Below are 26,037 nucleotides of genomic sequence, written 5' to 3' on the forward strand. Positions count from 1 at the left end.
TAACGCACGCGCACGACAAATATTGTGCTTCACTAACCTTGAGTAACAAAAACTAACTTTAACAACCATTTCACCGACAGAAACAGAAAAAATGATTATTTTTGCAGCATAAAAAAAGAAATATGTTAAACGAAACCCATAAAAGAATGAAAAAAGTAAGAGCAGCCATTGTTGGTTATGGTAATATTGGCCGTTATGTACTGGAAGCCCTTCAGGCAGCCCCGGACTTTGAAATAGCAGGTGTAGTTCGCCGCGCAGGAGCTGAAAACAAACCAACCGAACTAAATGATTACGCCGTAGTAAAAGATATAAAAGAACTGCAGGGAGTAGATGTAGCAATCCTTTGTACCCCTACCCGTAGCGTAGAAACATACGCCAAAGAAATTTTAGCATTAGGAATCAATACAGTAGATAGTTTCGATATTCACACAGGTATTACCGCACTTCGCCGTGAACTCAGTATTTCTGCAAAAGAACACGGAGCTGTATCTATCATCTCAGCAGGTTGGGATCCGGGTAGCGACTCCATTGTACGCACTATGCTGGAAGCCATTGCTCCCAAAGGCATCACTTATACAAACTTTGGTCCGGGCATGAGCATGGGACATACCGTAGCAGTAAAAGCTATTGACGGAGTAAAAGCCGCCCTTTCAATGACTATTCCTACCGGAACCGGAATCCATCGCCGTATGGTATACATCGAGCTGAAAGATGGCTACAAATTTGATGAAGTGGCTGCTGCAATCAAATCTGACGCTTATTTTGTAAACGACGAAACTCACGTACAACAAGTACCTAACGTCGACGCACTTCTTGACATGGGGCATGGCGTAAACCTGACCCGTAAAGGTGTATCCGGTAAAACACAAAATCAGTTATTTGAATTCAATATGCGCATCAATAACCCTGCCCTGACAGCACAGGTTCTGGTTTGTGTTGCCCGCGCTTCTATGCGTCAACAACCGGGATGCTACACGATGATTGAAATTCCCGTAATTGATCTTCTCCCGGGTGATCGCGAAGAATGGATCGGCCACCTGGTGTAAATAATAATAGCCGAACTCTACATTCATGCAAAGGGATTGCTCAAAAAATGAGCAATCCCTTTGCTTTTTACTCCTTTTTTACAAAAAAAATACTGAAAAGAACCGTTATTATGTCTTTTTACATATATTTGTAATATTAACAAAAACACAAATAATTATGAAATACACACTAACTATACAATTTCTGGTATTCTTCTTCAATTTGCACATTTCCGGACATACGATAGAGCCGACCTTGAAATTTGGAAAACCATCGGATAATGAACTAAAAATGACTGTTTACGAACCCGATACCACAGCAACAGCCATTGTATTATATGATATAGGGAAAAGCAATTACAGATATACTAATAATGAATTCGTACTTATCACACAACGTAGTGTGAAAATAAAGATACTAAAGTCAGAAGGCAAACAATATGCCGACATCAATATCCCCTATTATGCACCGGAACAGACCTCAGAGAATAGAGATAATATCTATGATCTGGAAGCTTATGCCTACAATCTGGAAAATGGTAAACGAGTAAAGACAACCACTAAAAACAACTTTATCGTACGAGAGCGCATCAATGAACGGTATATGCAACTCAAGTTTTCCATACCTGCCGTAAAAGAAGGAACTGTAATTGAATACCGTTATAAACAGGCATCCGATTATTATCTTCAACTGGAAGACTGGGTGATGCAAACAGAAATTCCTACAATATACAGTGAATACAGTATCCTGATACCCAATATCTTTATCTTCAACATCGAAATGCAAGGCAGAGACCGAATAAAAGTAAAAGAGAAAGATGGTGGATACACAATAGAACATACTACTTTAGGAGGATTGGGACAAGTCAAAAAAACTCTCTCGGTACACGCACGCGAACTCACCTTTACTGCACACCATCTTCCGGCATTACCCAATGACGAAGAATATATATGGTGTAGCAATGACCACAAGGTAAGTGTTTCTTTTGATCTGCAAGGAGTGAAACAAGGCGAAAATTATAAGTCGTATACTCAAACCTGGGAAGATATTGATAACTTCTTACTGAAAGAAGATTTTGAAGATTTCGGCCAACAGCTTTTCCTGTTTAATCCTTACCATGAGGAAATGGCAGCGTTACAACTAACAGATATGCCATTTGAAAAGAGAGTGGAAGCTACCTTTAAACTACTAAAACAAAAAATGACATGGAACGGAGAGTACAAACTCTATAGCCCCGATCTTAAAAAAACGATAAAAAAAGGAACAGGAAGTAATGCCGACCTTAATTTTATCTTTATAAATATGTTGCGTGATTGTGGCATTGAAGCATGGCCCGTAGTATTACGTATGCGTAATACGGGAAGACTTCCCATTCATTATCCATCCCTACAAAAACTAAACACTTTTGTAGTGGCTATACATACTGACAAACAAAAGATTATCTATCTTGACTGTTCTATGCCGGAAGTTTTCCCAAATGTATTGCCCGAAAAATTAACTGTAGAAAAAGCCCGGATTGTCAACAAGTTAAGTGACCAGGAAAAGTGGGTAGACCTTACCCGAATCCCCAATAATACAATTAGCATGACAATCCGTGCAACATTGACACCCGAACAGTTGCTCACAGGAACACAAGAAATTAAACGTACAGGCCATTTTGCATTCGACCGTATCAATCAGTATAAGCAGGCCAAAGACAGTATAGATTTCATAAGAAAACACGAAGCCCAAAATGATTGTCACATTACAAATTACACACAAAAAAAGATTGATGCAGCCAATAATTCTGTTTATGAAGCTATACAATTCACCCGGAAAGCAGACAATGCCAACGAAGAATACCTGTATATCAATCCGATGTTATTTACCCATATTAGCAAAAATCCCTTTATACAGGCAGATAGAGTAATGCCCATAGACTTGCCTCAAGCCTATATGTACACCGTAACAAACACCCTCATATTGCCTGAAGGATATCAAATAGAAGAAATTCCCAAAAGCCAGGTATATATTACCGAAAAGAAGGGGGTCAGTTGTCATTACTACATCGAAAAAGAGGAAAGAATCATTCGGTTGAAATATATGTTTATAGTGAAACAGCTTCATTTTGAACCGGCGGAATATCCTAATTTACAAGCATTGTGGGCCGCCACTGCCGAAAAAAACAATGCACTCATTGTACTCAAAAAACTTTAAACATATAAGAAATGAAACGCACACTATTCATTGTTATCACCTGTTTCATAGCAAGCGGTGTTTTGGGACAAGAAACAACGACCCCGGAGGTTAATACGAAATTCGGAAAGCCCTCGGACGAAGAACTCAAAATGACAGTTTACGAACCGGACACCACGGCCGCAGCCGTAGTACTCTGCAAGAAGACGAATGTTTTCTATGATGTTGTCAATAATGACTTCCGGATCAACTACATTTATGAAACTAAAATCAAAGTACTCAAACCAGAGGGAACCTCTTTTGCCAATGTTGTCATACCGTATTATGAGGACAAGAAAGGGAGTTCCATGAAAGAAATAGTAAGTCAGATAGATGCTTTCGCCTATAATATAGAGGAGGGCAAAACGGTACGTACGAAAATGAAACGCGAATTCATCTTTAAAGAACGCCTCAATGATAAATACATGCAAGTTAAATTCTCTGTTCCTAACGTAAAACCGGGAACCGTCATTGAATACAGATATAAGATATTGTCCGACTTCTATTTCCATATAAATAACTGGAGTGCCCAACAGTCTATTCCTGTTCATTATACAGAATATGATATCACCGTGCCCGAATATTTCAAATTCAACCTGGATATGCACGGAACAGAGCAACTGCAAACCGAGGATGAAACAGTTGGCGTCAATCTCGTTATCGGAGGGCAAGTATTTCAATGTAACGGTCGGCATTTGTGTTTCAAAGGTAACAAGCTACCGGGCCTGCATGATGATAATTACATCTGGTGCGTAGAAGATTACGGTACACAGGTCAATCTTGAATTGGGTGGACTTGATTTTCCGGGAGCACTCTATAAATCATTTACCCAAACCTGGGAGAATATAGATGAAGCATTACTGGATGACAGTGAATTTGGCGGACAACTTAAAATACAGAATCCATACCGGGAAGAAATGGCTGCCTTAAACTTAGATAACTTAAAAAGTAATGAAGAAAAAATAGCTGCTATTTACACTTTATTAAAAAAGAAAATATCCTGGAATGAAGAATATGCACTTTATGGAGGTAAAAGTAAAAAAACAGTAAAAGAAGGTATAGGTAACAATGCCGAAATCAACTTCATCCTGATGAGCATGCTCAAGGATGCAGGCATTCCCTCTTTCCCGATAGTTATGAGCCGCCGCAGTATGGGAATACTTCCTTACGCACACCCTAGCATACAGAAACTGAATACCTTCATTGTAGGTATAGCCAATACAGACAGTACACTTGTCTATCTGGACGGTTCAGTAACCCATGGCTACCTGAATGTACTTCCTCCCGTGCTAATGGTAAACCGGGCACGGGCAATAATAGGAGGTCGCCAAAGCAGATGGGTCGATTTGAGTCAAACCTGTAAAAATCAATTACGCTCTATGGTAAATGCAGTTATCAGCCCGGATGGTAAAATATACGGTAGCCGTAACACAAGCTATATGGGACAATATGCCTCTACCTTCAGAAAAAAATATCAGACAGCCAAAGACAGTACAGAATTTGTTAACGAACTGGCATCGAAAGAAGACGTAAAAATAAGTGTATTCAATACACAAGGTATCAACAAGTTCTCTCCGCAAGTCAAAGAAACTATCATATTTGAAAAGCAAGCTACCGTCAACGACAACTTCATTTACTTAAACCCGCTCGTGTTTCTGCACACAGAAAAGAATCCCTTCACTCAAACCGAACGAAAGCTTCCTGTAGAATATCCCTATGCAGAACAAATCACATTGTCCGTTAATCTGACCATCCCTGAAGGATATGCAGTAGATGAACTGCCTGAGGCACTACAGATAAAAACTGAAGATGGTCAAGGCATGTGTCGTTACAATATTGCCGTACAAGGCAATAAACTAACAATCAATTATATATTCAACTCCAGCAAATTGCTTTATCTACCAACAGAGTATGCCGGACTGCATCACTTCTGGAAAGTAATAGCAGAAAAGAATAATGAAACAGTAGTACTAAAAAAATTGTAAAGTGATCATGACAAGAAACAAATTATACAGTAGTATTCTGTTACTCTTGCTTGTACCTTTTGCTATACGAGCGCAAGTAGACATTACTCGCGACGCCTACTCCGTCGTACAAAATGCCACCACAGAGATTATCTGTGAATCGGCAACAAGTGCTCTGCAAAAAGAAAGTTATACTATCACCATTCTTAATGAAAAAGGACGAAACGCTGCACACTTCTTTTGTATGTGTGACAAGTTTCGTTCTCTGCGGAAATTCTCCGGAGAGATTACAGACCCGACCGGCAAGGTCATCCGCAAAATTAAGAAATCGGATTTACAAATGACTGAATACTCTTCGGGACTAACCAGTGATGACTATACTTATTATTACGAGTGTAACCTCCCACGCTATCCGCTTACGATAAAATATGAATGGGAAGTGAAATGCAAAGACGGGCTGATAGCCTATCCGAATTTTGTTCCTCAAAAAATGTACAATCAATCGGTGGTCAAGGCTGTATACAGTCTCCGGACTCCCCCAAACATGCCTACCCGCTACCGGGCAATCAATATCCAGACAGATATTACACAAAAAACAACCCCGGACGGTAGTACCCTCACAGAGGCATCTATAGGACCAATAGCCGCCCTCGAATATGAACCATTCGGTGCATCACTACCCGAGCGTATTCCCCGGATTTATTTTTCGCCGGGGCAATTTATCTTTGATGGTACACAAGGAGATATGAGTACCTGGCAATCATATGGCGCATGGCAAAACAGCTTACTCACGGGACGTGACCAACTGGCTGAACCTATAAAAACAAAACTACGTGAATTAACTGCCCATTGTACAACTCCCCGTGAAAAGGTACAAGCCATCTACAACTACCTGGCTACTACAACGCGCTATGTGAGTATCCAGTTAGGTATCGGAGGATTGCAACCCATTGCAGCAGCCGACGTCTGCCGTGCGGGTTTCGGCGATTGCAAAGGATTATCCAACTACACCCGTGCTATGTTGAATGAACTGGGCATCTCTTCTGTATATACTGCCATCAGCACAGACAATGAACGGCTACTGCCCGACTTTTCCAGTGCCAATCAGATGAACCATGTCATCCTGCAAGTTCCACTCCCCGGAGATACGCTTTGGCTGGAGTGTACCAATCCGCAATTACCTTTTGGATATATACACAGTGACATTGCCGGACACGATGCTCTCCTCGTTACACCGGACGGAGGTAAACTTCACCGATTACCCTCCTACCCCGATTCACTCAACACACAAACAACAATTGCCCAAATCACACTTACCCCTACCGGAGGAGCAAAAGTAAAGGCTTGTGAAACTTCCCGTCTTTTCCAATATGAAAACATGATAGGCATTACCCACCTTGAACCCGCCCGGCAAAAAGATCATTTGCGTTCTAATATCAATCTGGTACAAGCCAACATAAGTGATGTACAGATAACCGAGAAAAAAGATGCAATCCCCCAGATTGCTCTGCAATACGCAGTGGATACCGAGCAATATGGAAACAAGACAGGTAACCGACTATTTATTCCTGCCAATATCTTTCGAAAGGGTTTTATTACGCCCGAACTCAAACAACGTATTCAGGATGTCCATATCAACTACGGCTATCTGGATACAGACAGCATTCTTTTGCAAATACCGGAAGGATATGCCATAGAATCTCTTCCCAAAAGCTATAAAGCGGAAAACAATTTCGGTACCTTTAGCTCTTCTTTACAAATGAAGGGCAAGGAAATATATATTGTACACCGTTTACTAATGCACAAAGGCGTTTACCCTAAAGAATCTTATAAAGATTTTCTTGAATTTCGCAAGCAGATAGCAGGACAATACAATAGCAAGATTATCTTAAAAAAAGAAGTGCTTCCCGCACGGGGAGGTACGCCAAGCGATGGTTAATTGAAACTCTGTGAAATTCTGTAATTCTATGGTGAGTTTAGTTCATTAGAATCAATTTTGTGCTAAATGATGTTTGTCATTACCATCAGTCTTTTTCTCCGGTATCAATAAAGCTCTGCCTCATAGAGGAACGTATGACGCCTCGGTATGCAACGTTGTTTTAGATGTACATGTAAAGCAGCACGACATGTACATGTGGGACAGTACGACATGTACATGTGGAGCAGTGAAACATGTACATGTAAAACAAGACTGCTCACCGGGAAAAGGAACGTTCCTTTCTGAGAAAAACAAAGTACAACACCGGGCAACGGTGACGATGTCGTTTAGGGGCACTTCCGCTACCGAAAAGATATACCCATAATCTTCGTTACTATTCAGATATGAATCTATTTACGATTAGACGATTTACGATGTACGATTGGGATTACTCCGTTTTTGACAACGCTGAAACAAGCTTTTAAAAGAGTAACTTCAATCGTACATCGTAAATCGTCCAATCGTAAATAGATTCTGATATGAACAAGTAGTCTTATTATCCATTTTTAAACTGCCACAGGAAAATGTTTTAGAAAAATAGAGTACCTTTACGGCCGAAAGCTAAAATGTGCAACTTTGGATAATCATCGATATACTCATGGCGAAGAACTCGCTAATACACTCAGTCACGCTGCCGGAATTTTGCTGGGAGTTGTAGCAGGATATTTCCTGCTGGTAAAAGCGGCTACCGGTAGTGAGCCGAACTGGGCAGTTACCTGCATTGCAGTCTATCTGGCAGGTATGTTATCGTCCTATATCAGTTCAACCTGGTATCATGCTTCCAGACCGGGACCGAGAAAAGAATTGTTGCGTAAATTTGACCACGGAGCTATCTACCTGCATATCGCAGGCACTTATACCCCATTCACACTATTGGTGATGCGGCATGCCGGCGGATGGGGATGGGGAATCTTCACCTTCGTATGGCTCTCCGCACTTGCAGGTTTTATTCTGAGTTTCAAGAAACTGAAAGAACACAGTAACCTCGAAACATGTTGTTACATTGGAATGGGTGCTGCTATCCTAATAGCCCTGAAACCACTAATGAACTGTCTTTCGGAGATGGGAGCTTCACCTGCTTTCTGGTGGTTGATAGGTGGAGGTGCGTCTTACATCATCGGTGCAGTATTCTATTCTCTTCGTAAACCTTATATGCATTCAGTATTCCATCTCTTCTGCCTGGGAGGTAGCGTAGGGCATATTATAGCAATCTGGATGGTCTTATAAATCTTAAAAGTTTTCCGTTTTGGAAAACTTTCTATATCAGGAAGAAAGAAAAGTTTCCCGAAATTTAATGTTAAAAGCCTTTATACCTATAAGTAAATCTCTTATCTTTGTCCCGGTTTCGGAACTAAAAAGAGGTTTAGTCACAAGGGAACGCTGTGCAAATCGGCGACAGTACCCGCTGCTGTAATTCCCTGAGAATCCGCACATTATGTCACTGCATTTTATGCGTGGGAAGGCGTGCGAAGGAGGGATAAGTCAGAAGACCGGCCGGAACCAATGGACAATTAACAATTGACAGTTGACAATTGACAGTTGGCAGTGAGCGATTACTGTTTATCTGATTTTAATTGCCGCCTATTTTTTATTAACCACTCAGTTGTCAAACGTCAACTGCCTTTTGGTCAGCCAAAAACTGTCAATTGTCAATTGCCCACTGTCAACTGAATAAAGCTTTCGGGAGTTAAAGTTATGAACTACGCTGAAATTTGTATCATCAAACGTGATGGTAAAAGAGAAGATTTCTCTATTAGTAAAATTAAGAACGCTATAACCAAAGCGTTCAGTGCCTCCGGCATCACCGAAGAACAGCAGCTCGTGGCTGACATTACCATGAATGTCATCAGCCGTTTTTCCAATCCCACTATTACTGTAGAAGAGATTCAGGATCTGGTAGAAAAAGAATTAATGAAAGTACGGCCCGAAGTAGCCAAAAAGTACATTATCTACCGCGAATGGCGTAATACGGAACGTGATAAAAAAACTCAAATGAAACACGTAATGGATGGTATTGTAGCCATTGACAAAAACGATGTAAATCTGAGCAATGCAAATATGAGCAGTCACACTCCGGCAGGTCAGATGATGACCTTTGCATCGGAAGTGACCAAAGACTATACATATAAATACCTGTTACCCAAACGATTTGCAGAAGCACACCAGTTGGGCGATATTCATATTCACGATCTGGATTATTATCCGACAAAGACGACGACCTGTATTCAGTATGATATGGACGACCTCTTCGAGCGCGGGTTCCGTACCAAAAACGGAAGTATCCGTACTCCGCAAAGCATACAAAGCTATGCAACACTCGCCACTATCATCTTCCAGACCAACCAGAACGAGCAGCATGGCGGACAAGCAATCCCTGCATTCGACTTCTTCATGGCAAAGGGAGTAAGCAAATCATTCCGCAAGCATCTGAGTTCATTCATCAGTTTCTACGTTGCAATGGAAAGCAACACAGCTGTAGAAGAAAAAGCGATCCGCGCATTAATAGAAGAACACCTTCCTTCTATCAAAACCAGTGAACTGGAACGCGAAACACTGCGTATGGCGCTAACCGCTCTGCAGATCAATATAGACAAAGAACATCTGGCACGAGTCATAGAAAAAGCTTACTTTCAGACTCGCAAAGATACGCACCAGGCTATGGAAGGCTTTATTCATAACCTCAACACAATGCATTCACGTGGAGGCAACCAGGTGGTGTTCAGTTCTATAAATTACGGAACAGATACTTCTGCCGAAGGGCGCATGGTGATTGAAGAACTACTGACAGCCACTATCGAAGGGCTCGGTACCCGCGGAGAAGTACCGGTATTCCCCATTCAGATATTTAAGGTAAAAAACGGAGTATCTTACTCAGAAGAAGATTATCAAAAGGCAATGAGTGATTTTGAAGCAGCAGAGGAAGGGCGCATGACTTTCAGTGCTCCCAACTTCGACCTTTTTCTGAAAGCCTGCCGTACAACAGCCAAGGCACTATTCCCCAATTTTATGTTCCTGGATGCACCGTTCAACCAAAACGAAAAGTGGGATGCCAACGATCCGAAACGTTATCGCTATGAATTGGCAACAATGGGTTGTCGTACACGCGTATTTGAGAATGTTGTCGGAGAAAAATCTTCATTAGGACGCGGAAATCTCTCATTCACCACTCTGAATATGCCCCGCTTAGCTATTGAGGCACGCATTAAGGCAGAAAATATCATTGAAGACAAGCGTAATACGGATGCCATTGAGATGAAAGCCAAAGAGATTTTCCTGGAATCGGTACGTGAGATGGCCACTTTAGTAGCCGATCAGCTCTATGCCCGTTATCAATATCAGCGCACTGCTCTGGCACGCCAGTTCCCATTTATGATGGGCAATGATGTATGGAAAGGGGGCGGCAACCTGAATCCGAATGAGGAGGTAGGCGATGTATTGCGCAGCGGTACATTAGGTATTGGCTTCATTGGCGGACACAATGCCATGGTAGCGCTCTATGGCAAAGGACATGGTCACAGCGATAAAGCGTGGAATACTTTGTACGAGACTGTGATGGAAATGAATAAAGTAGCAGACGAATATAAAGCTAAATATAACCTTAACTATTCTGTGCTGGCAACTCCAGCCGAAGGTCTTTCCGGACGTTTCACCCGGATGGACCGCCGTAAATATGGCAAAATTGAAGGGGTAACTGATAATGATTACTACGTAAACTCTTTCCATGTGGATGTAAAAGAGCCCATCAGCATCGTAGAAAAAATTAAACGTGAGGCCCCCTTCCATGCCATTACACGCGGAGGGCACATCACTTATGTAGAGCTGGATGGTGAAGCACAGAAGAATATACGTGCCATCGCTAAAATTGTAAAGGTCATGTATGACGAAGGTATCGGCTATGGCTCTATTAATCACCCGGTAGATACTTGTCACAACTGTGGATACAAGGGAGTCATTTATGACAAATGCCCGGTATGCCAAAGCGAGAATATTTTGCGTATGCGCCGCATCACCGGCTACCTGACAGGTGATTTAAGTTCGTGGAATTCGGCTAAACGGGCAGAAGAAAAAGATAGAGTAAAACACTTGTAGAGTTGAAAATTGAAAGTTGAAAATGGAAAATTACTATTCAGTATGACAATGCACGCAGCTAATTTTCCATTTTCAACTTTCAATTTTCCATTTTCAACTAAATCAAATGAAGACTCTCAACTTACTATACACTTATCCGGAAACGATAGTAGATGGTGAAGGCATCCGGTATTCCATTTATCTGGCAGGATGCCGCCATTGTTGTCCGGGATGTCACAATCCGGAGAGCTGGAACCCGTGTGCCGGTAAAGAGCTGACAGAAGAACGAATCATGGATATGATCCGTGAAATAAAAACGAATCCACTCTTGGATGGAGTAACCTTCTCGGGAGGCGATCCGTTTTTTAATCCCGAAGCTTTTCTTTTATTAGTGAAACGGATAAAGGAAGAAACCCGGCAAAACATCTGGTGTTACACCGGATATACCTATGAAGAGATACAGGCACAGCCCCGCTTGGCAGCCGCCCTGCCTTATATTGATGTACTTGTAGAAGGGCGTTTCATCCAGGCACTCTATTCTCCTCATCTGGAGTTCAGAGGAAGCAGCAACCAACGGGTGATTCGCCTGCACCGCTAAAAAAACTTATATTCAACTGATCCTAACAACTGAAAATGTTTTTGTTTTGTTTAATTTGCAAGACTAAAGCATTTTTCGTTTATGGACCAAACACTTCCCCCAAAAGCTTCTGACACAGAAGAAACAGACGGCCTTCCCCTTCCGCGACGGATATGGGCGGTAGTAGCCATATCTTTTGCACTTTGCATGTCGGTACTTGATATTAATATTGTAAATATCGTATTGCCCACTCTTTCACACGACTTCGATGTATCTCCTTCCGTTATCACATGGATTATGAACGGATACCAGCTGGCAATCGTAATTTCATTATTATCCTTTTCGTCGTTAGGAGAAATATACGGATACAGACGTGTCTATCTCTCGGGAATAGCGCTCTTTTGCATCACCTCATTAATCTGCGCACTGTCTACTTCATTCTGGACACTGACACTTGCACGTATCTTTCAGGGATTCAGTGCCTCTGCCATTACCAGCGTGAACACAGCCCAATTACGTACCATCTATCCGCGCAACCAGATTGGACGCGGAATGGGAATCAATGCAATGGTAGTTGCCATATCCGCAGCAGCAGGACCTTCCATAGCAAGCGCCATACTTGCCGTCAGTTCATGGCACTGGTTATTTGCCATCAACATACCTCTGGGAGTAACAGCCCTGATACTCGGACACAAATATTTACCCCGGAAAGAAGAACGTTCCAAACGTAAGTTTGATATAAAAAGTGCTATTGCCAACGCAGTTACATTCGGACTACTTATTTATACAATGGACGGATTTGCTCATCACGAGCGAATGGACTACATTGCCATTCAGATAGTTATATTGGTTATAGTAGGCATCTACTACGTTCGTCGGCAATTGGGACAATCCTCTCCGCTTTTGCCGCTGGATTTACTAAAAATACCCATTTTCACTTTATCCATCAGTACTTCCATCTGTTCGTTTACCGCACAGATGCTGGCAATGGTTTCCCTGCCTTTTTTTCTGCAAAACACGTTGGGACACAATGAGGTTATGACTGGTTTACTACTGACTCCATGGCCTATTGCCACTCTGATTACCGCACCTACAGCCGGATACCTTGTTGAACGCATCCATCCGGGAATCCTGGGAAGTATCGGCATGATACTTTTCGCAACCGGACTCTTTTCACTGTCTACACTCACCGCAGAATCAACCGATCTCAGCATTATCTGGCGATTGGCACTATGTGGTGCAGGCTTCGGTCTGTTTCAAACACCCAATAACAGTACGATCATATCCTCCGCACCTACCACACGGTCGGGAGGAGCCAGCGGAATGTTGGGAATGGCAAGGTTATTGGGACAAACATTCGGAACAACACTTGTTGCATTGCTATTCAGTTTCATAGCACATGAAAAGAGTACTTCCGTCTGCTTGCTCGTAGGAAGTGGATTTGCAGTGGCAGCAGCTATTATCAGCGGATTACGGATTTCTCAACCTTCAACGGTAAAGTAATATCATGTATTTCCTCCATATACCTCAACAAAAGCGATACATAGAGTATATATATTGCCTGCATGCAGGATACGCCCGGCGTACATACAGCCAAGGCGTACTCTGTATGCAGGCAAAGTAACTCTCACATACCGGTACTTTACAGACCTGCTAACAACTGTGACAATTCTTTCCGCCAGTCCATACCATTCTCCGGTTGATAAGTATGCAGCCCAAACTCTTTGCCGATATGTATATTCGAAGCTCCATCATCAACAAAAAGTGTTTCGGAAGGAAGCATACCACTATCTTTCAACATATAGTTAAATATTTCCGGTTCAGGCTTGGTGCAACCTACCTGATAAGACAGATACAATTTATCACAATAATCCGTCAAAGGCTTCCCCTGAGAAGAAAATCCGGGACTGCATGCCCACGACATTACATAGGGATTCGTATTACTTAAAATATATACATGATAAGACTTTCTGAGTTCCAGCATATAATCAAGCTTGCGTATATCTACCCCCGTGAAGAATCCCAGCCATGCCTGTCTGGTCTCCTCCATTGTCAGCTCACGTCTGCACAATTCTCCCAGCTTATCCCGAAATCCTTCTGCTGTCAGTTTACCCTCTTCCAGCTCCTGGAAAATACCAGTCTGATGATACTTATCCAAACGTGTTTCTGCATCTTTCAGTCCTAACTTAATAAAGGCCTGAACCGCTTTATCACGATCTATGTCAGCAATGACACCCCCAAAGTCAAATACGATGTTCTTTACCATAATACCCAATGTTATATTTAGGGCAAAGATAAGCCTTATCTTCCTATGAGACAGTGTATAAGTGATTGATCTTCATCAAAAAGAATAGAAATTTTTAAATTAAAAATGAACACAGGAGGCACAGAGGATAATATTATAAAACCTCTGTGCCTCCTGTATATTCTGTACCGAATTTATCTTAAAAGAAGAATCTCAATATATCATTAAAGTTAGCCCATATCAACAATCCGAAAAGCAGGAACATACCTGCCATCTGTGCATACTCCATAAACTTATCACTCGGTTTGCGACGCGCAATAATTTCGTAGAAAAGGAATAATACGTGTCCGCCATCCAATGCAGGGATAGGCAAAATATTCATAAAGGCAAGAATAATAGAGAGAAATGCCGTCATATACCAGAACTGATGCCAATCCCAGGTAGCGGGGAAAATACTACCGATTGTTCCGAAACCACCCAACTGCTTAGCTCCCTCTTTTGAGAAGAGATATTTCATATTGCCAACATAGCCTTTCAATGTTTTCACTCCTAAATGCACACCGGCAGGGAAAGATTCAAAGAAACCATATTCCTTAGTAACCATCGGCATCACCCGATTCATAGGCTGTGCATAAACACCGATACGGAAAGCAGAATCTGTACCTAAAGTTACGGTATCCATCTCCCCGGCACGAACATAAGTCAGCGTGATCTGATGCAAATCTACAGTATCGTTATTCAAAGTTGCTGCCTTCTGTTTACGTGTAGCCATCTCTTCGAGATAATCAAAATAAGAAACAGGTTTGCCATCAAGTGCAATAATACTATCACCCGGCATTAGGCCAGCCTGAGCTGCATGTGAATTGGCAATTATACTATCTACCACATAAGGTACCCGGAAAGAAGCAAAACGTACGCTGTCAGCCATCAAACGCTGCATCATATCTTCGGGAATATAAACAGAAGCTTTCTGTCCTCCACGAAGTACAGTCACTTCACGTGCATCGGCAACCTGGCTCAACACATCAGCATCATAACGCAGAAACTCCACACCATCAGCTGATAACAGCACATCACCATCCTGAAAACCTACAGCCTTAGCAGTCTCATTGAACTGCATACCCAACGGTGCTTCCTGAATTTTAATATACTGGTCACCCCAGGTGAAAAGAATCATAGAATAGATGAACAATGCCAACAGGAAATTGAACAATACGCCACCTACCATTATCAACAATCGTTGCCAAGCCGGTTTAGAACGGAATTCCCACGGTTGTTCAGGTTGTTTCATCTGGTCAGTATCCATTGACTCGTCTATCATTCCAGAGATCTTGACATAACCACCCAAAGGCAACCAGCCTACGGCATATTCTGTATCACTCTTCTTTGGTTTGAACTTGAAAAGAGTGAACCAGGGATCAAAGAATAAACAAAACTTTTCGACCCGCACTTTGAATAAACGGGCAAAGAGAAAATGTCCTCCTTCGTGTATAATAACAAGCAACGAAAGGCTCATTATCAACTGGAGGGCACGGATTAAGAATGTTTCCATCGGTTTATTTACAATTTTACTATTTACAATTTACTATTAGTTCAGTGGCTATGCGGCGGGCTTCGGCATCAGTTGCCACATAGTCATCATACGTAGGAACCTGTACGAACGAAGCACGTTCCATCGTTTGTTCTATTACATTACTCATTGCAAGGAAGCCTATCTCATCACGCAGAAAAGCAGCAACCACCACTTCATTGGCGGCATTAACAATACAAGGCATATTGCCTCCGCGATACATAGCTTCATAAGCCAAAGCCAGATTGCGGAAACGTTTGGTATCAGGCTGTTCAAAGGTGAGACTGGTACACTTGGCAAAATCCAGACGATCAAACGAAGAAGCAACGCGGTCGGGGTAAGAGAATGCATACTGAATAGGCAAACGCATATCAGGCATACCTAATTGTGCCTTCACGGCACCATCTTCAAACTGCACCATCGAGTGAATAACCGATTGAGGATGCACCACTACTTCTATCTGACTTGGTTGCACACCAAACAACCATTTGGCTTCAATCACCTCAAAACCTTTATTCATCATAGAAGCAGAGTCGATCGTAATCTTAGCTCCCATCTCCCAGTTAGGATGCTTCAACGCCTGCACTTTAGTGACAGTTTGCAACTGCTCCAGAGTATAGGTACGAAACGGACCACCAGAAGCAGTCAGTATTACTTTTTCAACAGGATTCCCCACCTCACCGGAAAGACATTGAAATACTGCTGAGTGTTCCGAGTCTACAGGTAAAATAGGAGTACGGTACTGCTGCGCCAATACATTAATTAATTCTCCGGCTACAACCAGCGTTTCCTTGTTTGCCAAAGCAATGGCTTTACGGGCGCGGATGGCATTGATCGTAGGTTTCAGTCCGGCATATCCCACCATAGCAGTCAACACGATATCTATCGGTCCGGACTCTACAATCTGACACAAAGCTTCGGTACCGGCATATACTTTAATCGGCAAATCTCTTAACGCCTCTTTCAGCTGATCATATTTCTCTTCGTTAGCTATAACCACGGCCTCGGGCTGAAACTTTCGTGCCTGGGCTATAAGCATATCTACTTTGTTATTGGCTGTCAGAGCATATACCTCATACAATTCGGGATGTTCTTCAATCACCTGTAGAGCTTGCGTACCAATAGAGCCTGTAGAGCCTAATATAGCTATTTGTTTCTTTTTTATCTCTTTATTCATGATTTAGAATACAATGTACTTTTCGGGATTCACCGGACGTCCTTTATTCCACAACTCAAAATGCAAATGAGGACCAGTAGTAAGCGTACCACTGTTTCCTACCAATGCAATAGCTTCTCCTGCCTGTACCTTATCACCTTCACGTTTCAATAATGAACCACAATGTTTATAAATAGAAACGAAGTCCTGATTGTGTTGCACTTCTATCAAATAACCGGTTTCGGCTGTATAGGTACTCAGAATAACCGTACCATCCAACGTAGCAAGTACACTTTCATTGGGATTGGCGGCTATATCTGTTCCGTAATGCTTCTTCTCTGCATCAAAGTGAGCAGAAATCATACCACGTGTAGGACGATAAAAAATCAGTCCGTTCACATTAGGCTGCGAAGTAATAGAGGTAAGGTTGTACTTCTCTGCCTCCTCATACTGGCGACGGAATTCCTCTTCACGTTTGGTACGTTCCATTAGAGAGTCCTTACGCAAAGTTGTCAGTGTATCCATACTTTGTACGGAGTCAACACGGACTTTTCCGCTAAAGATATCCTGAATATTCATAATATACAGATTCTGCCGTTCTACCAGTTGTTGCAAAGAATCCACACGTAAAGCGTTAGCTACTATCTGGTTACGAACTTCACTATTCATATATCCGGGAAGATAGTTGCGCAAAGGAGTGAAAGCAATAATAATGGCAGCAATCAAAAAAAGAATAGTCAACACAGAGAGCAAAACAGAAAGACCATTCAATTTTGATACACGAATCCCCACCACCTCTTCGAGTGTGTTCTCGTTGATAATAGTGAGTTTATACTTGAACTTTATATTGTTCCAAAAAGCTTTACTGCGTTTCTTCTTTGGCATTATTTTATCGTATTGCGTACAAATGTAAGCATTTCGCTAATTCTTTCTACTACTGATCACACAGATTAACACTGATTCATTCTTCTTCAAGTTCATCAAGATTCAGTAACCCTTCGGGCAAATCAACCACAATAAGTTTACGTTCCTGATCAATACCTTTAATAAACTCCTCCTGTGCAGGCACCAACAATTCTTCACCATCCGGACGTTCTACTACAAAAAGCGTATTAACAGTAGACATGTCTACATCTGTCACTTTTCCCAAATCACCATGAGCGGAATCCTCCATACGGAAACCAACAAAGAAATTCCAGGAGAGTTCTCCCGGTTCTGCTTCATCCACATGTTCGATAGGGAAATATACATCCACATTGGTAAACATGCGGGCACGCTCGGCAGTATCTACTCCTTCAAGTTTCACCAAAGCTGTGGAATCAGAACGAAAACGGTACTCTTCTATAAAGAAAGGAACAAAAATACCGTCAAGCAGACAAATAAAATAGTCACAATCAACACGGTCGAAAATATCATCTGTAAAAGTGAACGACAACTCACCATGTATACCATGAGGTTTATTAAAAATTCCTATTTTATATACTTCTTCTTTTCTTATCATATTCGTGTAATTCGCGCGCCAATAGCATTCAACCGGCCTTCAATATTCTGGTAACCACGATCTATCTGCTCTATATTATGAATACGACTGATCCCTTCGGCACTCATAGCAGCAATCAGCAAAGCAATACCGGCACGAATATCGGGTGAAGTCATATTACCACCACGCAATTTGAAACCATGATTGTGTCCGATTACAACAGCACGGTGCGGGTCACAAAGTATTATCTGTGCTCCCATATCTATCAGTTTATCTACAAAGAACAGACGGCTTTCAAACATCTTCTGATGTATCAGCACACTTCCTTTGGCTTGTGTGGCTACTACAAGCAGCACACTAAGCAAGTCGGGAGTAAGTCCCGGCCAGGGTGCATCGGCAATAGTCATAATAGAACCGTCAATAAATGATTCTATCTGGAAGCTTTCCTGTGCAGGGACATAAATATCATCTCCACGCTGTTCCAGTTTAATACCAAGACGACGAAAACTTTCAGGAATAATACCCAGGTTTTCGTAAGAAACGTTCTTTATAGTGATTTCACTCTTTGTCATAGCCGCCATACCGATAAAACTACCTACCTCAATCATATCAGGCAATACGGTATGCTGTGTCCCATGTAACTCTTCCACCCCTTCAATAGTCAGAAGATTAGATGCAATACCACTGATCTTGGCTCCCATCCGATTGAGCATCTTGCAGAGCTGCTGTAGATAAGGCTCACAAGCAGCGTTGTAAATTGTTGTTGTTCCTTTCGCCAGAACAGCAGCCATTACAATATTGGCAGTTCCGGTTACGGAAGCTTCATCCAACAACATGTAAGTACCATGCAATTTATCTGCAGTAATCTCATAAACACCGCGTTCGTCGTTGTATCTAAAATCGGCTCCCAAACTCTGAATACCAATAAAGTGGGTATCCAAACGACGACGGCCAATCTTATCACCACCGGGTTTGGAAATCATTGCTTTGCCAAAACGAGCTACCATAGGGCCTATCAGCATCACAGATCCCCGCAAACTGGAACATTTCTTCAGAAATTCATCACTCTCCAAATAGGCCAGATCTACACTCTCTGCTTTGAAACTATAAGTATCAACACCTTGCTTTGCAACTGTCACCCCCATATCTCTCATCAACTGAATAAGATTATTGACGTCCAGAATATCGGGAATGTTATTTACTATTACTTCCTCAGCAGTAAGCAATGTAGCGCAGATAATCTGCAACACTTCGTTTTTAGCACCCTGCGGATGAATCTCCCCACACAGTTTGTGCCCTCCTTCGATTACAAATGAAGCCATATGATTAGTAGTTAGAATTTAGTAGCTAGTAGCTGGAATTCAGTAGTAAGTAACTAATAGTCAATTTAGTAGTTGGTAGTTCAGACAACACGCCACATGGATTCTATCTACTTACTACTAGCTACTTACTACTAGCTACTTACTACTTAATCAATATTTTCTTCTCTGATTATTATTCCGGTTATTGGTATAATTCGTTTTCGGACGATAGTTCTGTGCCAAACGTTCTGCCATCAAACGAACAATGTCATCATCCATCTGTAGTTTTCCACCGGAAAGTTCTGCCAAATCCTCAGCAATCTTACGATCGTCTACCGTATCTTTATTCCAAGCCATATAATCTTTCTTCATATGGTTACAAATAAGAGCAACCAGATTTTTCTTTTCATCTCCTTCCGGAAATTCACATGCTTTATTGATAAGTATCTCAAGCGTACGTCCGTAATGACGATAGCGGATTTTAGTACTTGGATAAGGGATCGGTTCCGGTTTTGTTCCTAAATTCTCCTCGTGGATGATCTCGTATGGATATTTAATATCCAACTTGAAGTTAGCCATAATAGCCAAATGATCCCACAGTTTATGTTTGAAATCGGGTACATCTCTTAGATGAGGAAACATATTTCCCATAATATTGATGATAGTATTTGCACAACGTTGGCGCTCGGCCGGATCTTGGATAGTAAGTGCATGATCTACCATATTCTGGATACTTCGCCCATATTCGGGAAGGGGCATTCTCTTCTGTTGGGTGTTATACTGCATAAAATAATAATTAAAAATTAAAAGTTAAAAATAAGAGCAGAGCACCTGTTACAACACCTTTTTAGGAAGGGAAGCAACAAACTCTTTCAAATAAAAAGGCTCAAAATAGGCCACATCCTTATAATCCTCCTTTGCTACAGCTTTCTCGGCAAGCGGAAACATCATTTTAGCCAAAGGATGTATATCGTCAATAAAATGCGCATTCGAATGTGTTATCTTCTCGCTGCATTTGGCTGCACCATTACCAAAGAAATAAACCGGATGTTCATCTAAAATATCAAGATAGGAATCCTCGTCGATAATATCCGCAGAAATAGGACGTATCACATTCAGGCTACGATCATAAACAGCTGCATATACCTCCATACGGCGTGCATCAATCATTGGACAGAGAAGAGCATTTTCCGGCAACTCATGATACAACAATACCGGTACACACAATACTTCAAGTGTAGGAATGCCAATCAACGGTATATTACGCCCATAGCAAATCCCTTTAGCCATTGAAACCCCGATACGAAGTCCGGTATATGACCCTGGTCCACAACTCACAGCCACCGCATCCAAAGGGATTGCATGACTATCGATAAACGACAAAGCCTCATCAACAAAAACTCCCAACGACACGGCGTGTGAAGGACCTTTCATATCTTCCTGCACAAAAATCGTTTGCCCGTCTTCACTCACCGCTACCGAACACACTGCGGTAGAGGTTTCAATATGTAAGATACACGACATAATTTTCAGATTATTAAACTGACGCAAATTTAACTGATTATTTTCAGATTACCACACAGTAGCATGAATTAAAGCAGATTTCAGTTAAAATTCATTGTTAAAATGTTTTTTTTGCTTACTTTAGCAGGCCGTTTTATACAAGTAAAAGGCGTAAATAAACAACAAACATTACATGAGCTATCTTCGCTGCATCATATGTATCCTTCTCTGCTGCTTGAGGACTAATGTTTCTCTGGCACAATCTTTCCAAGAAAACAAACCCGGTATCCCTCTAATGTCTGCCCAAGTAATCCGTGAAGACAGTCTGAAATCATTGCTCAACCAAACTACAAACCCTCACAAACGTATCGATTTACTTCTCAACCTAAAAGATATAAGTGAAGGAAACGGGATTGAAACACAATACACAAGGCAATTGTTTGAAGAAGGTAAAAAGACGAAAGATCCTTATGCAATCTTTGTGGCAGTAACTCACATGGTCACTAAGTACGCCAATCAGCAAGAAAAATCAGATTCTTTACACAACTATTACATCAAAACGCTGGAAGAAATAGAAAAAGGAACTCCTGCCGAAGGAGCAGCCACCTTCTTCAAAATGAATATCTACCATAGATTAATTGGTGTTACAACCGACAAGCAGGAACGTACAGAATTCTTCCGGCAGATACGTAAAGAGTTCAAAGCCCGGCAAGCTACTGAAGACAAATATCAGAAAGTGAAACGTTTGTTTCTTGAAGGATTGATGCAGTTGTGGGAACTCAACGACCAGGGTAAATCTAAAATCTATGTACCTGAAATTCCACTTTGGGAAGAAGCTTGGAATACAGCACAGGATTTTCCGGGAGAATATGTCCGCAGATATTATTGGGGCTCTATCCATTCTCTTCTGAGTGGCGCTTACAATCAGCAACAAGATTACGAAAACCAAAAAAGAATCACCTGGCAAGTAATTGATGAATGTAAAGCTTACTATAAACTTTCAGAGGAAGTGTATCCACGTCCTTTTCTCTATAAAGACAATACCTACGTGAGATATTACACACAGCTGATACGCGGTGCTATGTATATCAGTGACGAAGAAGCTTACAAGATTTATAACCTTTTCCGCCAACATATGCTGTCTGCCCAAGAAGAGTTTTTGGACCGGAACAAAATATATCTTTTTGAGACTGCTTATCTCTTTCTGGGAAATATGCATCGGGTGGATGAAGCCCTTGCTAATTGTGACTCACTCATCCACATGATTGAAACCAACCATGCCCCCGGATTCACCCGGATATTGGAAACCTACAAAAATAAAGCCTACCTTTTCCGTCGTGCCAATCGCCCGGAAGACGCCTGTATCGCTTATGAACGTGCGATGCAGGTTTCTGATTCTTTAATCAAGAAAGAATACGTTGAACGCGTTGAAGCATTACGTCTTAAAAATGATATTGATAAACTCAAACTGGAAAAAACGGTACTGACAGCTCAAAACCGACTGGTAGAATTTATCTTCACTATCTGTATTTTGATCGTAGTGGTTTCTATCAGTATGTATTACTATAAAAGCCTTAAAAAGACGCGTAAACTTCAAAAGGAAATTTTCCGGCAAAGTATCAAGGCACAAGAAAGCGAACAGATGAAGTCTGCTTTCATTAACTCTATCTGCCATGAGATACGTACTCCTTTAAATTCTATAAACGGTTTCTCTGAGATACTGATTGACGAATCGACCCCTACAGAAGATAAAAAAGAATATCAAAACATCATACAAGAGAATACACGAATACTAACCTCACTACTCGACAGCCTGATAGAAGTAGCCAATCTGGACAGCCTTACCGAAGCACTTCCTCTGGAGGATATAGAAGTTACCTCTATTTGCCGTACGGAAATGGAATACCTGCAAGAGACAGAAGGGAAAGAAGGCATACAATACTTACTTGATCTTCCTGTGAAAGAGTGCATAGCCCACACCCACGCACAATACCTCTCATTGTTATTACGTTCCTTACTGAACAACGCAAATAAGTTCACCCAAGAAGGTAGCATTTGTTTATCTTGTAGTTGTAACAAAGAAAATAAAAAAATAATTATTAATGTAACAGATACCGGCTGTGGCATTTCGGCAGACAAACACGAATATGTATTCCAGCGTTTCACCAAGCTGAATACATTTACTCTTGGTAACGGATTGGGACTATACTTATGTCGTCTTATTGCACGGCATATGAATGGAAACATAAAAATAGATCCGAACTGGTCTAAAGGAAGTAAATTCATCTTCACAATCCCTATGGGAAACAACCAAACAGAATGAACACTACGAAGTATTACATATTATTACTTTTTCTTTTCTGTACACCGTTCGCTTTATCTGCAGAAAACACGTTGAAAGATAGTTTACAGAACGTACTGAAACATACCATTGATGTCCCTCAACGGGTCACACTATTAATTAATATATTAGACTTGTCCGACTCTGATCCTGATGAAATATCTATTGCACGCGAATTATATAAAGAAGCGCAGCAGGTCAATGATAGATTTGCTCTATCTGCATCATTGGGCCCAATCACAATCGGTATGATAAACAATCCGGAAAAACGAGATTCTCTGTTGATGGTTCTCAACCAAGCAGAAAGTCTTATGAAAAATTCTGCCGAAGATGGTATACCGGAATATTATAAAATGACACATAAAGCACGAATCCTGCAAATGACTTCACGGGATGAACGAGCAGAAATTTGTGATCGCATCCAGGAAGAGATTAATGCACAAAAAACTTCTGAGAACAGATATCAGAAAGCTTCCCGACTCTTTCTCACAGGAGTAATACGCTACTTATTTATTTCGTTGACAGAGAGTTCTGACTTTAGCGAATCATTACCATATTGGGAAGAAGCCTGGAGGCTGGTAGATGAATTTCCACTCCCTGCCCGTAAGAACTTCACAGTCAATATTTACGTCATGCTAAGCTTTTCGTATAAAAACACCGGAGACAGTGATAAATTAATCAGAATCTCAGAAGAATATCTGAAAAGAATGGATGAATACTTCGCCCAGAAAGAAGTTATCAACCGCCGTCCTTATATCTACAAAGACAATGTTTATCTGATATGCTATCAGCAATTAATGCTTAGTCATAAGCTTATAGGTAAAGTAAAAGCAAATGAATACTATACTAAATATTGTAAATTTGTAAGAGACGGAAAAGGAGACGCTCTTTTACGTAACAAACTCTATTTCTACTTGGCCAGTCAGCAATATTATGAGAGCTTGGAAAACAAGGGACAAGCGTTGGCTTTCTGTGATTCAGTCATAAATCTTATCGAAAGTGGAAAAGCAATCAACGTGAATTATACTACCCATTATCAGAAAAAGGCAAGATTACTGAGAGAGCTAAAACGACAGGAAGAAGCCTGCCTGGTGTACGAACGAGCTATCCACGTAACAGATTCATTGGTACGAAAAGAGTTATTGCAACAGATCGGCGAGATGCAAGTGACCGACGAAGCATCCGAACTTAAACTGGAAAAAGCAGCAATCAGCAGTAATATCCACAGTATTGCGTTTTATTGTACTACGGGATTAGTAACCATTTCTATCCTCTTCAGTATCTACTTTTATATTAATCTGCAACGTACTAAAAAGCTTCAGCAAGAATTAATCCGACATACCCGAAAAGCACAGGAAAGTGAACGTATGAAATCAGTCTTCGTTAAATCCATTTGCCGGGAAGTACGTACACCATTAGATAATATCAACACCTTCACCAAGCAAATAACAGATGATTCGTTAAGTTCCGAAAAACGGGCTCAGTACTCTGATATTATCACTGACAATTGCAAAGAACTAACCTCCTCATTGGACAATATGCTGGAAACTGCTTATAAAGAAAGTTCTTCTCAATAACACATATAACAAAATCCCCCCTTAATAAAAGGCATAGCAGAGGGATATACCGGCATATTTTTTCGGTTTTGAAGCAATAATCTTAAAATATTCCTGTACTTTTGCAAAAAACAATTGATTATATGATACAATCTATGACGGGATATGGCAAAGCGACTGCTGAGCTGACCGAAAAGAAAATAAATGTAGAGATTAAATCGCTCAACAGTAAAGCAATGGATTTATCTGCTCGTATTGCTCCGGCATACCGTGAAAAAGAGATGGAAATCCGTAATGAAATCTCACGGACGCTGGAACGTGGTAAGGTAGATTTCAGCCTTTGGGTAGAGAAAAAGGAGAGTGCTGAAAGTGCTACGCCTATCAATCAAGCATTGATAGAAGGATATTATAAACAAATAAAAGATATTGCAGACAATCTAAACATTCCGGTTCCTGTAGACTGGTTTCAAACACTACTTCGTATGCCGGACGTAATGACAAAAACAGAAATACAAGAACTGACTGAAGAAGAATGGGAAACTGTGCACGTCGCTATTGAAGAAGCTATAAAACATTTGGTTGATTTCCGCAAACAGGAAGGTGCAGCACTGGAAAAGAAGTTTCGCGAAAAGATAGCAAACATCTCTCACCTGCTGGAATCTATTACTCCATATGAAAAAGAACGTGTCGAGAAAATTAAGGAACGTATTACAGACGCCCTCGAAAAAACTCTAAGCGTGGATTATGATAAAAACCGTCTGGAACAGGAGCTTATCTATTACATAGAAAAACTCGATGTCAATGAAGAAAAACAACGCCTCAGCAATCATCTGAAATACTTTATCAGCACCATGGAAAGTGGTAACGGTCAAGGCAAGAAACTCGGATTTATTGCTCAGGAGATGGGACGTGAAATCAACACATTGGGTAGTAAATCCAATCATGCAGAGATGCAAAAGATTGTAGTCCAGATGAAAGATGAACTGGAACAGATAAAGGAACAGGTACTCAACATTATGTAGTGCTTCCCGCACGGAGAAGTGCGGCAAGCGTTGTTT

The 26,037-nt window shown here is 41.2% G+C and carries 19 protein-coding genes and 1 riboswitch; of the genes, 11 read left to right on the forward strand and 8 right to left on the reverse strand.

From position 1 onward, the window contains the following. The first annotated feature begins 146 nt into the window (after positions 1 to 146). The 8 genes from ACESQI_RS07750 (at position 147) to ACESQI_RS07785 (ending at position 13,330) form a co-directional block, all read left to right on the forward strand. The gene (locus ACESQI_RS07750) at positions 147 to 1,046 is read left to right on the forward strand and encodes a diaminopimelate dehydrogenase (RefSeq protein WP_025866739.1); all 900 of its coding nucleotides are present in this window, start codon (positions 147 to 149) and stop codon (positions 1,044 to 1,046) included. Positions 1,047 to 1,203: 157 nt separating this feature from the next. After that, on the forward strand, positions 1,204 to 3,222 hold the full coding sequence (locus ACESQI_RS07755; protein ID WP_234130296.1) for a DUF3857 domain-containing protein: 2,019 nt from the start codon (positions 1,204 to 1,206) through the stop codon (positions 3,220 to 3,222). A gap of 11 nt (positions 3,223 to 3,233) precedes the next feature. Beyond that, a complete protein-coding gene (locus ACESQI_RS07760) occupies positions 3,234 to 5,225 on the forward strand; it encodes a DUF3857 domain-containing protein (RefSeq protein ID WP_025866738.1) in 1,992 nt (663 codons plus the stop codon). Positions 5,226 to 5,232: 7 nt separating this feature from the next. After that, positions 5,233 to 7,143 (forward strand): DUF3857 domain-containing protein, encoded by a 1,911-nt coding sequence (locus tag ACESQI_RS07765; protein WP_320908624.1) that lies wholly within the window; start codon positions 5,233 to 5,235, stop codon positions 7,141 to 7,143. A gap of 615 nt (positions 7,144 to 7,758) precedes the next feature. Continuing rightward, entirely contained in the window at positions 7,759 to 8,409 is a 651-nt protein-coding gene (locus tag ACESQI_RS07770; protein WP_122201846.1) for a hemolysin III family protein, read from the forward strand. Between the two features lie 102 nt (positions 8,410 to 8,511). Next, a riboswitch (cobalamin riboswitch) is annotated at positions 8,512 to 8,696 on the forward strand. Positions 8,697 to 8,877: 181 nt separating this feature from the next. After that, positions 8,878 to 11,271, forward strand: coding sequence for an anaerobic ribonucleoside triphosphate reductase (locus ACESQI_RS07775; RefSeq protein ID WP_007487057.1), 2,394 nt, complete (start codon positions 8,878 to 8,880; stop codon positions 11,269 to 11,271). Between the two features lie 106 nt (positions 11,272 to 11,377). Then, positions 11,378 to 11,848: an anaerobic ribonucleoside-triphosphate reductase activating protein gene (nrdG, locus tag ACESQI_RS07780; RefSeq protein WP_373125678.1), complete on the forward strand. Its 471-nt coding sequence runs from the start codon at positions 11,378 to 11,380 to the stop codon at positions 11,846 to 11,848. A gap of 81 nt (positions 11,849 to 11,929) precedes the next feature. Next, positions 11,930 to 13,330 carry an MFS transporter gene (locus ACESQI_RS07785; RefSeq protein ID WP_373125680.1) on the forward strand — a complete coding sequence of 467 codons (1,401 nt, stop codon included), beginning with the start codon at positions 11,930 to 11,932 and terminating at the stop codon, positions 13,328 to 13,330. Positions 13,331 to 13,469: 139 nt separating this feature from the next. Here ACESQI_RS07785 and ACESQI_RS07790 read toward each other — a convergent pair whose 3' ends face one another. The 8 genes from ACESQI_RS07790 to tsaB form a co-directional block, all read right to left on the reverse strand. Continuing rightward, positions 13,470 to 14,093, reverse strand: coding sequence for an HAD family phosphatase (locus tag ACESQI_RS07790; RefSeq protein WP_007487053.1), 624 nt, complete (start codon positions 14,091 to 14,093; stop codon positions 13,470 to 13,472). Positions 14,094 to 14,271: 178 nt separating this feature from the next. Next, the gene (rseP, locus tag ACESQI_RS07795) at positions 14,272 to 15,624 is read right to left on the reverse strand and encodes an RIP metalloprotease RseP (RefSeq protein WP_373125682.1); all 1,353 of its coding nucleotides are present in this window, start codon (positions 15,622 to 15,624) and stop codon (positions 14,272 to 14,274) included. A gap of 19 nt (positions 15,625 to 15,643) precedes the next feature. After that, positions 15,644 to 16,819, reverse strand: coding sequence for a 1-deoxy-D-xylulose-5-phosphate reductoisomerase (locus tag ACESQI_RS07800; RefSeq protein ID WP_002562452.1), 1,176 nt, complete (start codon positions 16,817 to 16,819; stop codon positions 15,644 to 15,646). A 3-nt stretch (positions 16,820 to 16,822) separates the two neighbouring features. Next, on the reverse strand, positions 16,823 to 17,683 hold the full coding sequence (locus tag ACESQI_RS07805; protein WP_002562453.1) for a M23 family metallopeptidase: 861 nt from the start codon (positions 17,681 to 17,683) through the stop codon (positions 16,823 to 16,825). Between the two features lie 76 nt (positions 17,684 to 17,759). Further along, positions 17,760 to 18,299: a ribosome maturation factor RimM gene (rimM, locus tag ACESQI_RS07810; RefSeq protein ID WP_320969833.1), complete on the reverse strand. Its 540-nt coding sequence runs from the start codon at positions 18,297 to 18,299 to the stop codon at positions 17,760 to 17,762. After that, complete coding sequence (murA, locus tag ACESQI_RS07815; protein WP_373125685.1) at positions 18,296 to 19,600, reverse strand: UDP-N-acetylglucosamine 1-carboxyvinyltransferase; 1,305 nt, start codon at positions 19,598 to 19,600, stop codon at positions 18,296 to 18,298. The genes rimM and murA overlap by 4 nt, the downstream gene beginning before the upstream one ends. Before the next feature lie 150 nt (positions 19,601 to 19,750). Beyond that, positions 19,751 to 20,365, reverse strand: a complete 615-nt coding sequence (locus ACESQI_RS07820; protein ID WP_002562456.1) for a DUF4290 domain-containing protein — start codon at positions 20,363 to 20,365, stop codon at positions 19,751 to 19,753. A 48-nt stretch (positions 20,366 to 20,413) separates the two neighbouring features. Then, a complete protein-coding gene (tsaB, locus tag ACESQI_RS07825) occupies positions 20,414 to 21,103 on the reverse strand; it encodes a tRNA (adenosine(37)-N6)-threonylcarbamoyltransferase complex dimerization subunit type 1 TsaB (RefSeq protein WP_007487044.1) in 690 nt (229 codons plus the stop codon). A gap of 172 nt (positions 21,104 to 21,275) precedes the next feature. Between tsaB and ACESQI_RS07830 the strand changes: the two genes are divergently transcribed. From ACESQI_RS07830 to ACESQI_RS07840, 3 genes are all read left to right on the forward strand, one after another. After that, a complete protein-coding gene (locus tag ACESQI_RS07830) occupies positions 21,276 to 23,405 on the forward strand; it encodes a sensor histidine kinase (RefSeq protein WP_373125687.1) in 2,130 nt (709 codons plus the stop codon). Beyond that, positions 23,402 to 25,000, forward strand: a complete 1,599-nt coding sequence (locus tag ACESQI_RS07835; protein ID WP_373125689.1) for a histidine kinase — start codon at positions 23,402 to 23,404, stop codon at positions 24,998 to 25,000. The genes ACESQI_RS07830 and ACESQI_RS07835 overlap by 4 nt, the downstream gene beginning before the upstream one ends. Positions 25,001 to 25,122: 122 nt before the next feature. Then, the gene (locus tag ACESQI_RS07840) at positions 25,123 to 26,001 is read left to right on the forward strand and encodes a YicC/YloC family endoribonuclease (protein ID WP_007487038.1); all 879 of its coding nucleotides are present in this window, start codon (positions 25,123 to 25,125) and stop codon (positions 25,999 to 26,001) included. Positions 26,002 to 26,037: the final 36 nt, after the last annotated feature.

It is taken from the genome of Bacteroides sp. HPS0048 (genome assembly GCF_964240755.1).
Lineage (GTDB): Bacteria > Bacteroidota > Bacteroidia > Bacteroidales > Bacteroidaceae > Bacteroides > Bacteroides nordii.

Excerpts from the sequence above, each read along its gene's own strand:
- ACESQI_RS07750 (WP_025866739.1), top strand. The coding sequence starts at position 147 with ATGAAAAAAGTAAGAGCAGCCATTGTTGGTTATGGTAATATTGGCCGT.
- ACESQI_RS07755 (WP_234130296.1), top strand. The coding sequence starts at position 1,204 with ATGAAATACACACTAACTATACAATTTCTGGTATTCTTCTTCAATTTG.
- ACESQI_RS07760 (WP_025866738.1), top strand. The coding sequence starts at position 3,234 with ATGAAACGCACACTATTCATTGTTATCACCTGTTTCATAGCAAGCGGT.
- ACESQI_RS07765 (WP_320908624.1), top strand. The coding sequence starts at position 5,233 with ATGACAAGAAACAAATTATACAGTAGTATTCTGTTACTCTTGCTTGTA.
- ACESQI_RS07775 (WP_007487057.1), top strand. The coding sequence starts at position 8,878 with ATGAACTACGCTGAAATTTGTATCATCAAACGTGATGGTAAAAGAGAA.
- nrdG (WP_373125678.1), top strand. The coding sequence starts at position 11,378 with ATGAAGACTCTCAACTTACTATACACTTATCCGGAAACGATAGTAGAT.
- ACESQI_RS07785 (WP_373125680.1), top strand. The coding sequence starts at position 11,930 with ATGGACCAAACACTTCCCCCAAAAGCTTCTGACACAGAAGAAACAGAC.
- ACESQI_RS07790 (WP_007487053.1), bottom strand. The coding sequence starts at position 14,093 with ATGGTAAAGAACATCGTATTTGACTTTGGGGGTGTCATTGCTGACATA.
- rseP (WP_373125682.1), bottom strand. The coding sequence starts at position 15,624 with ATGGAAACATTCTTAATCCGTGCCCTCCAGTTGATAATGAGCCTTTCG.
- ACESQI_RS07800 (WP_002562452.1), bottom strand. The coding sequence starts at position 16,819 with ATGAATAAAGAGATAAAAAAGAAACAAATAGCTATATTAGGCTCTACA.
- ACESQI_RS07805 (WP_002562453.1), bottom strand. The coding sequence starts at position 17,683 with ATGCCAAAGAAGAAACGCAGTAAAGCTTTTTGGAACAATATAAAGTTC.
- rimM (WP_320969833.1), bottom strand. The coding sequence starts at position 18,299 with ATGATAAGAAAAGAAGAAGTATATAAAATAGGAATTTTTAATAAACCT.
- murA (WP_373125685.1), bottom strand. The coding sequence starts at position 19,600 with ATGGCTTCATTTGTAATCGAAGGAGGGCACAAACTGTGTGGGGAGATT.
- ACESQI_RS07820 (WP_002562456.1), bottom strand. The coding sequence starts at position 20,365 with ATGCAGTATAACACCCAACAGAAGAGAATGCCCCTTCCCGAATATGGG.
- tsaB (WP_007487044.1), bottom strand. The coding sequence starts at position 21,103 with ATGTCGTGTATCTTACATATTGAAACCTCTACCGCAGTGTGTTCGGTA.
- ACESQI_RS07830 (WP_373125687.1), top strand. The coding sequence starts at position 21,276 with ATGAGCTATCTTCGCTGCATCATATGTATCCTTCTCTGCTGCTTGAGG.
- ACESQI_RS07835 (WP_373125689.1), top strand. The coding sequence starts at position 23,402 with ATGAACACTACGAAGTATTACATATTATTACTTTTTCTTTTCTGTACA.
- ACESQI_RS07840 (WP_007487038.1), top strand. The coding sequence starts at position 25,123 with ATGATACAATCTATGACGGGATATGGCAAAGCGACTGCTGAGCTGACC.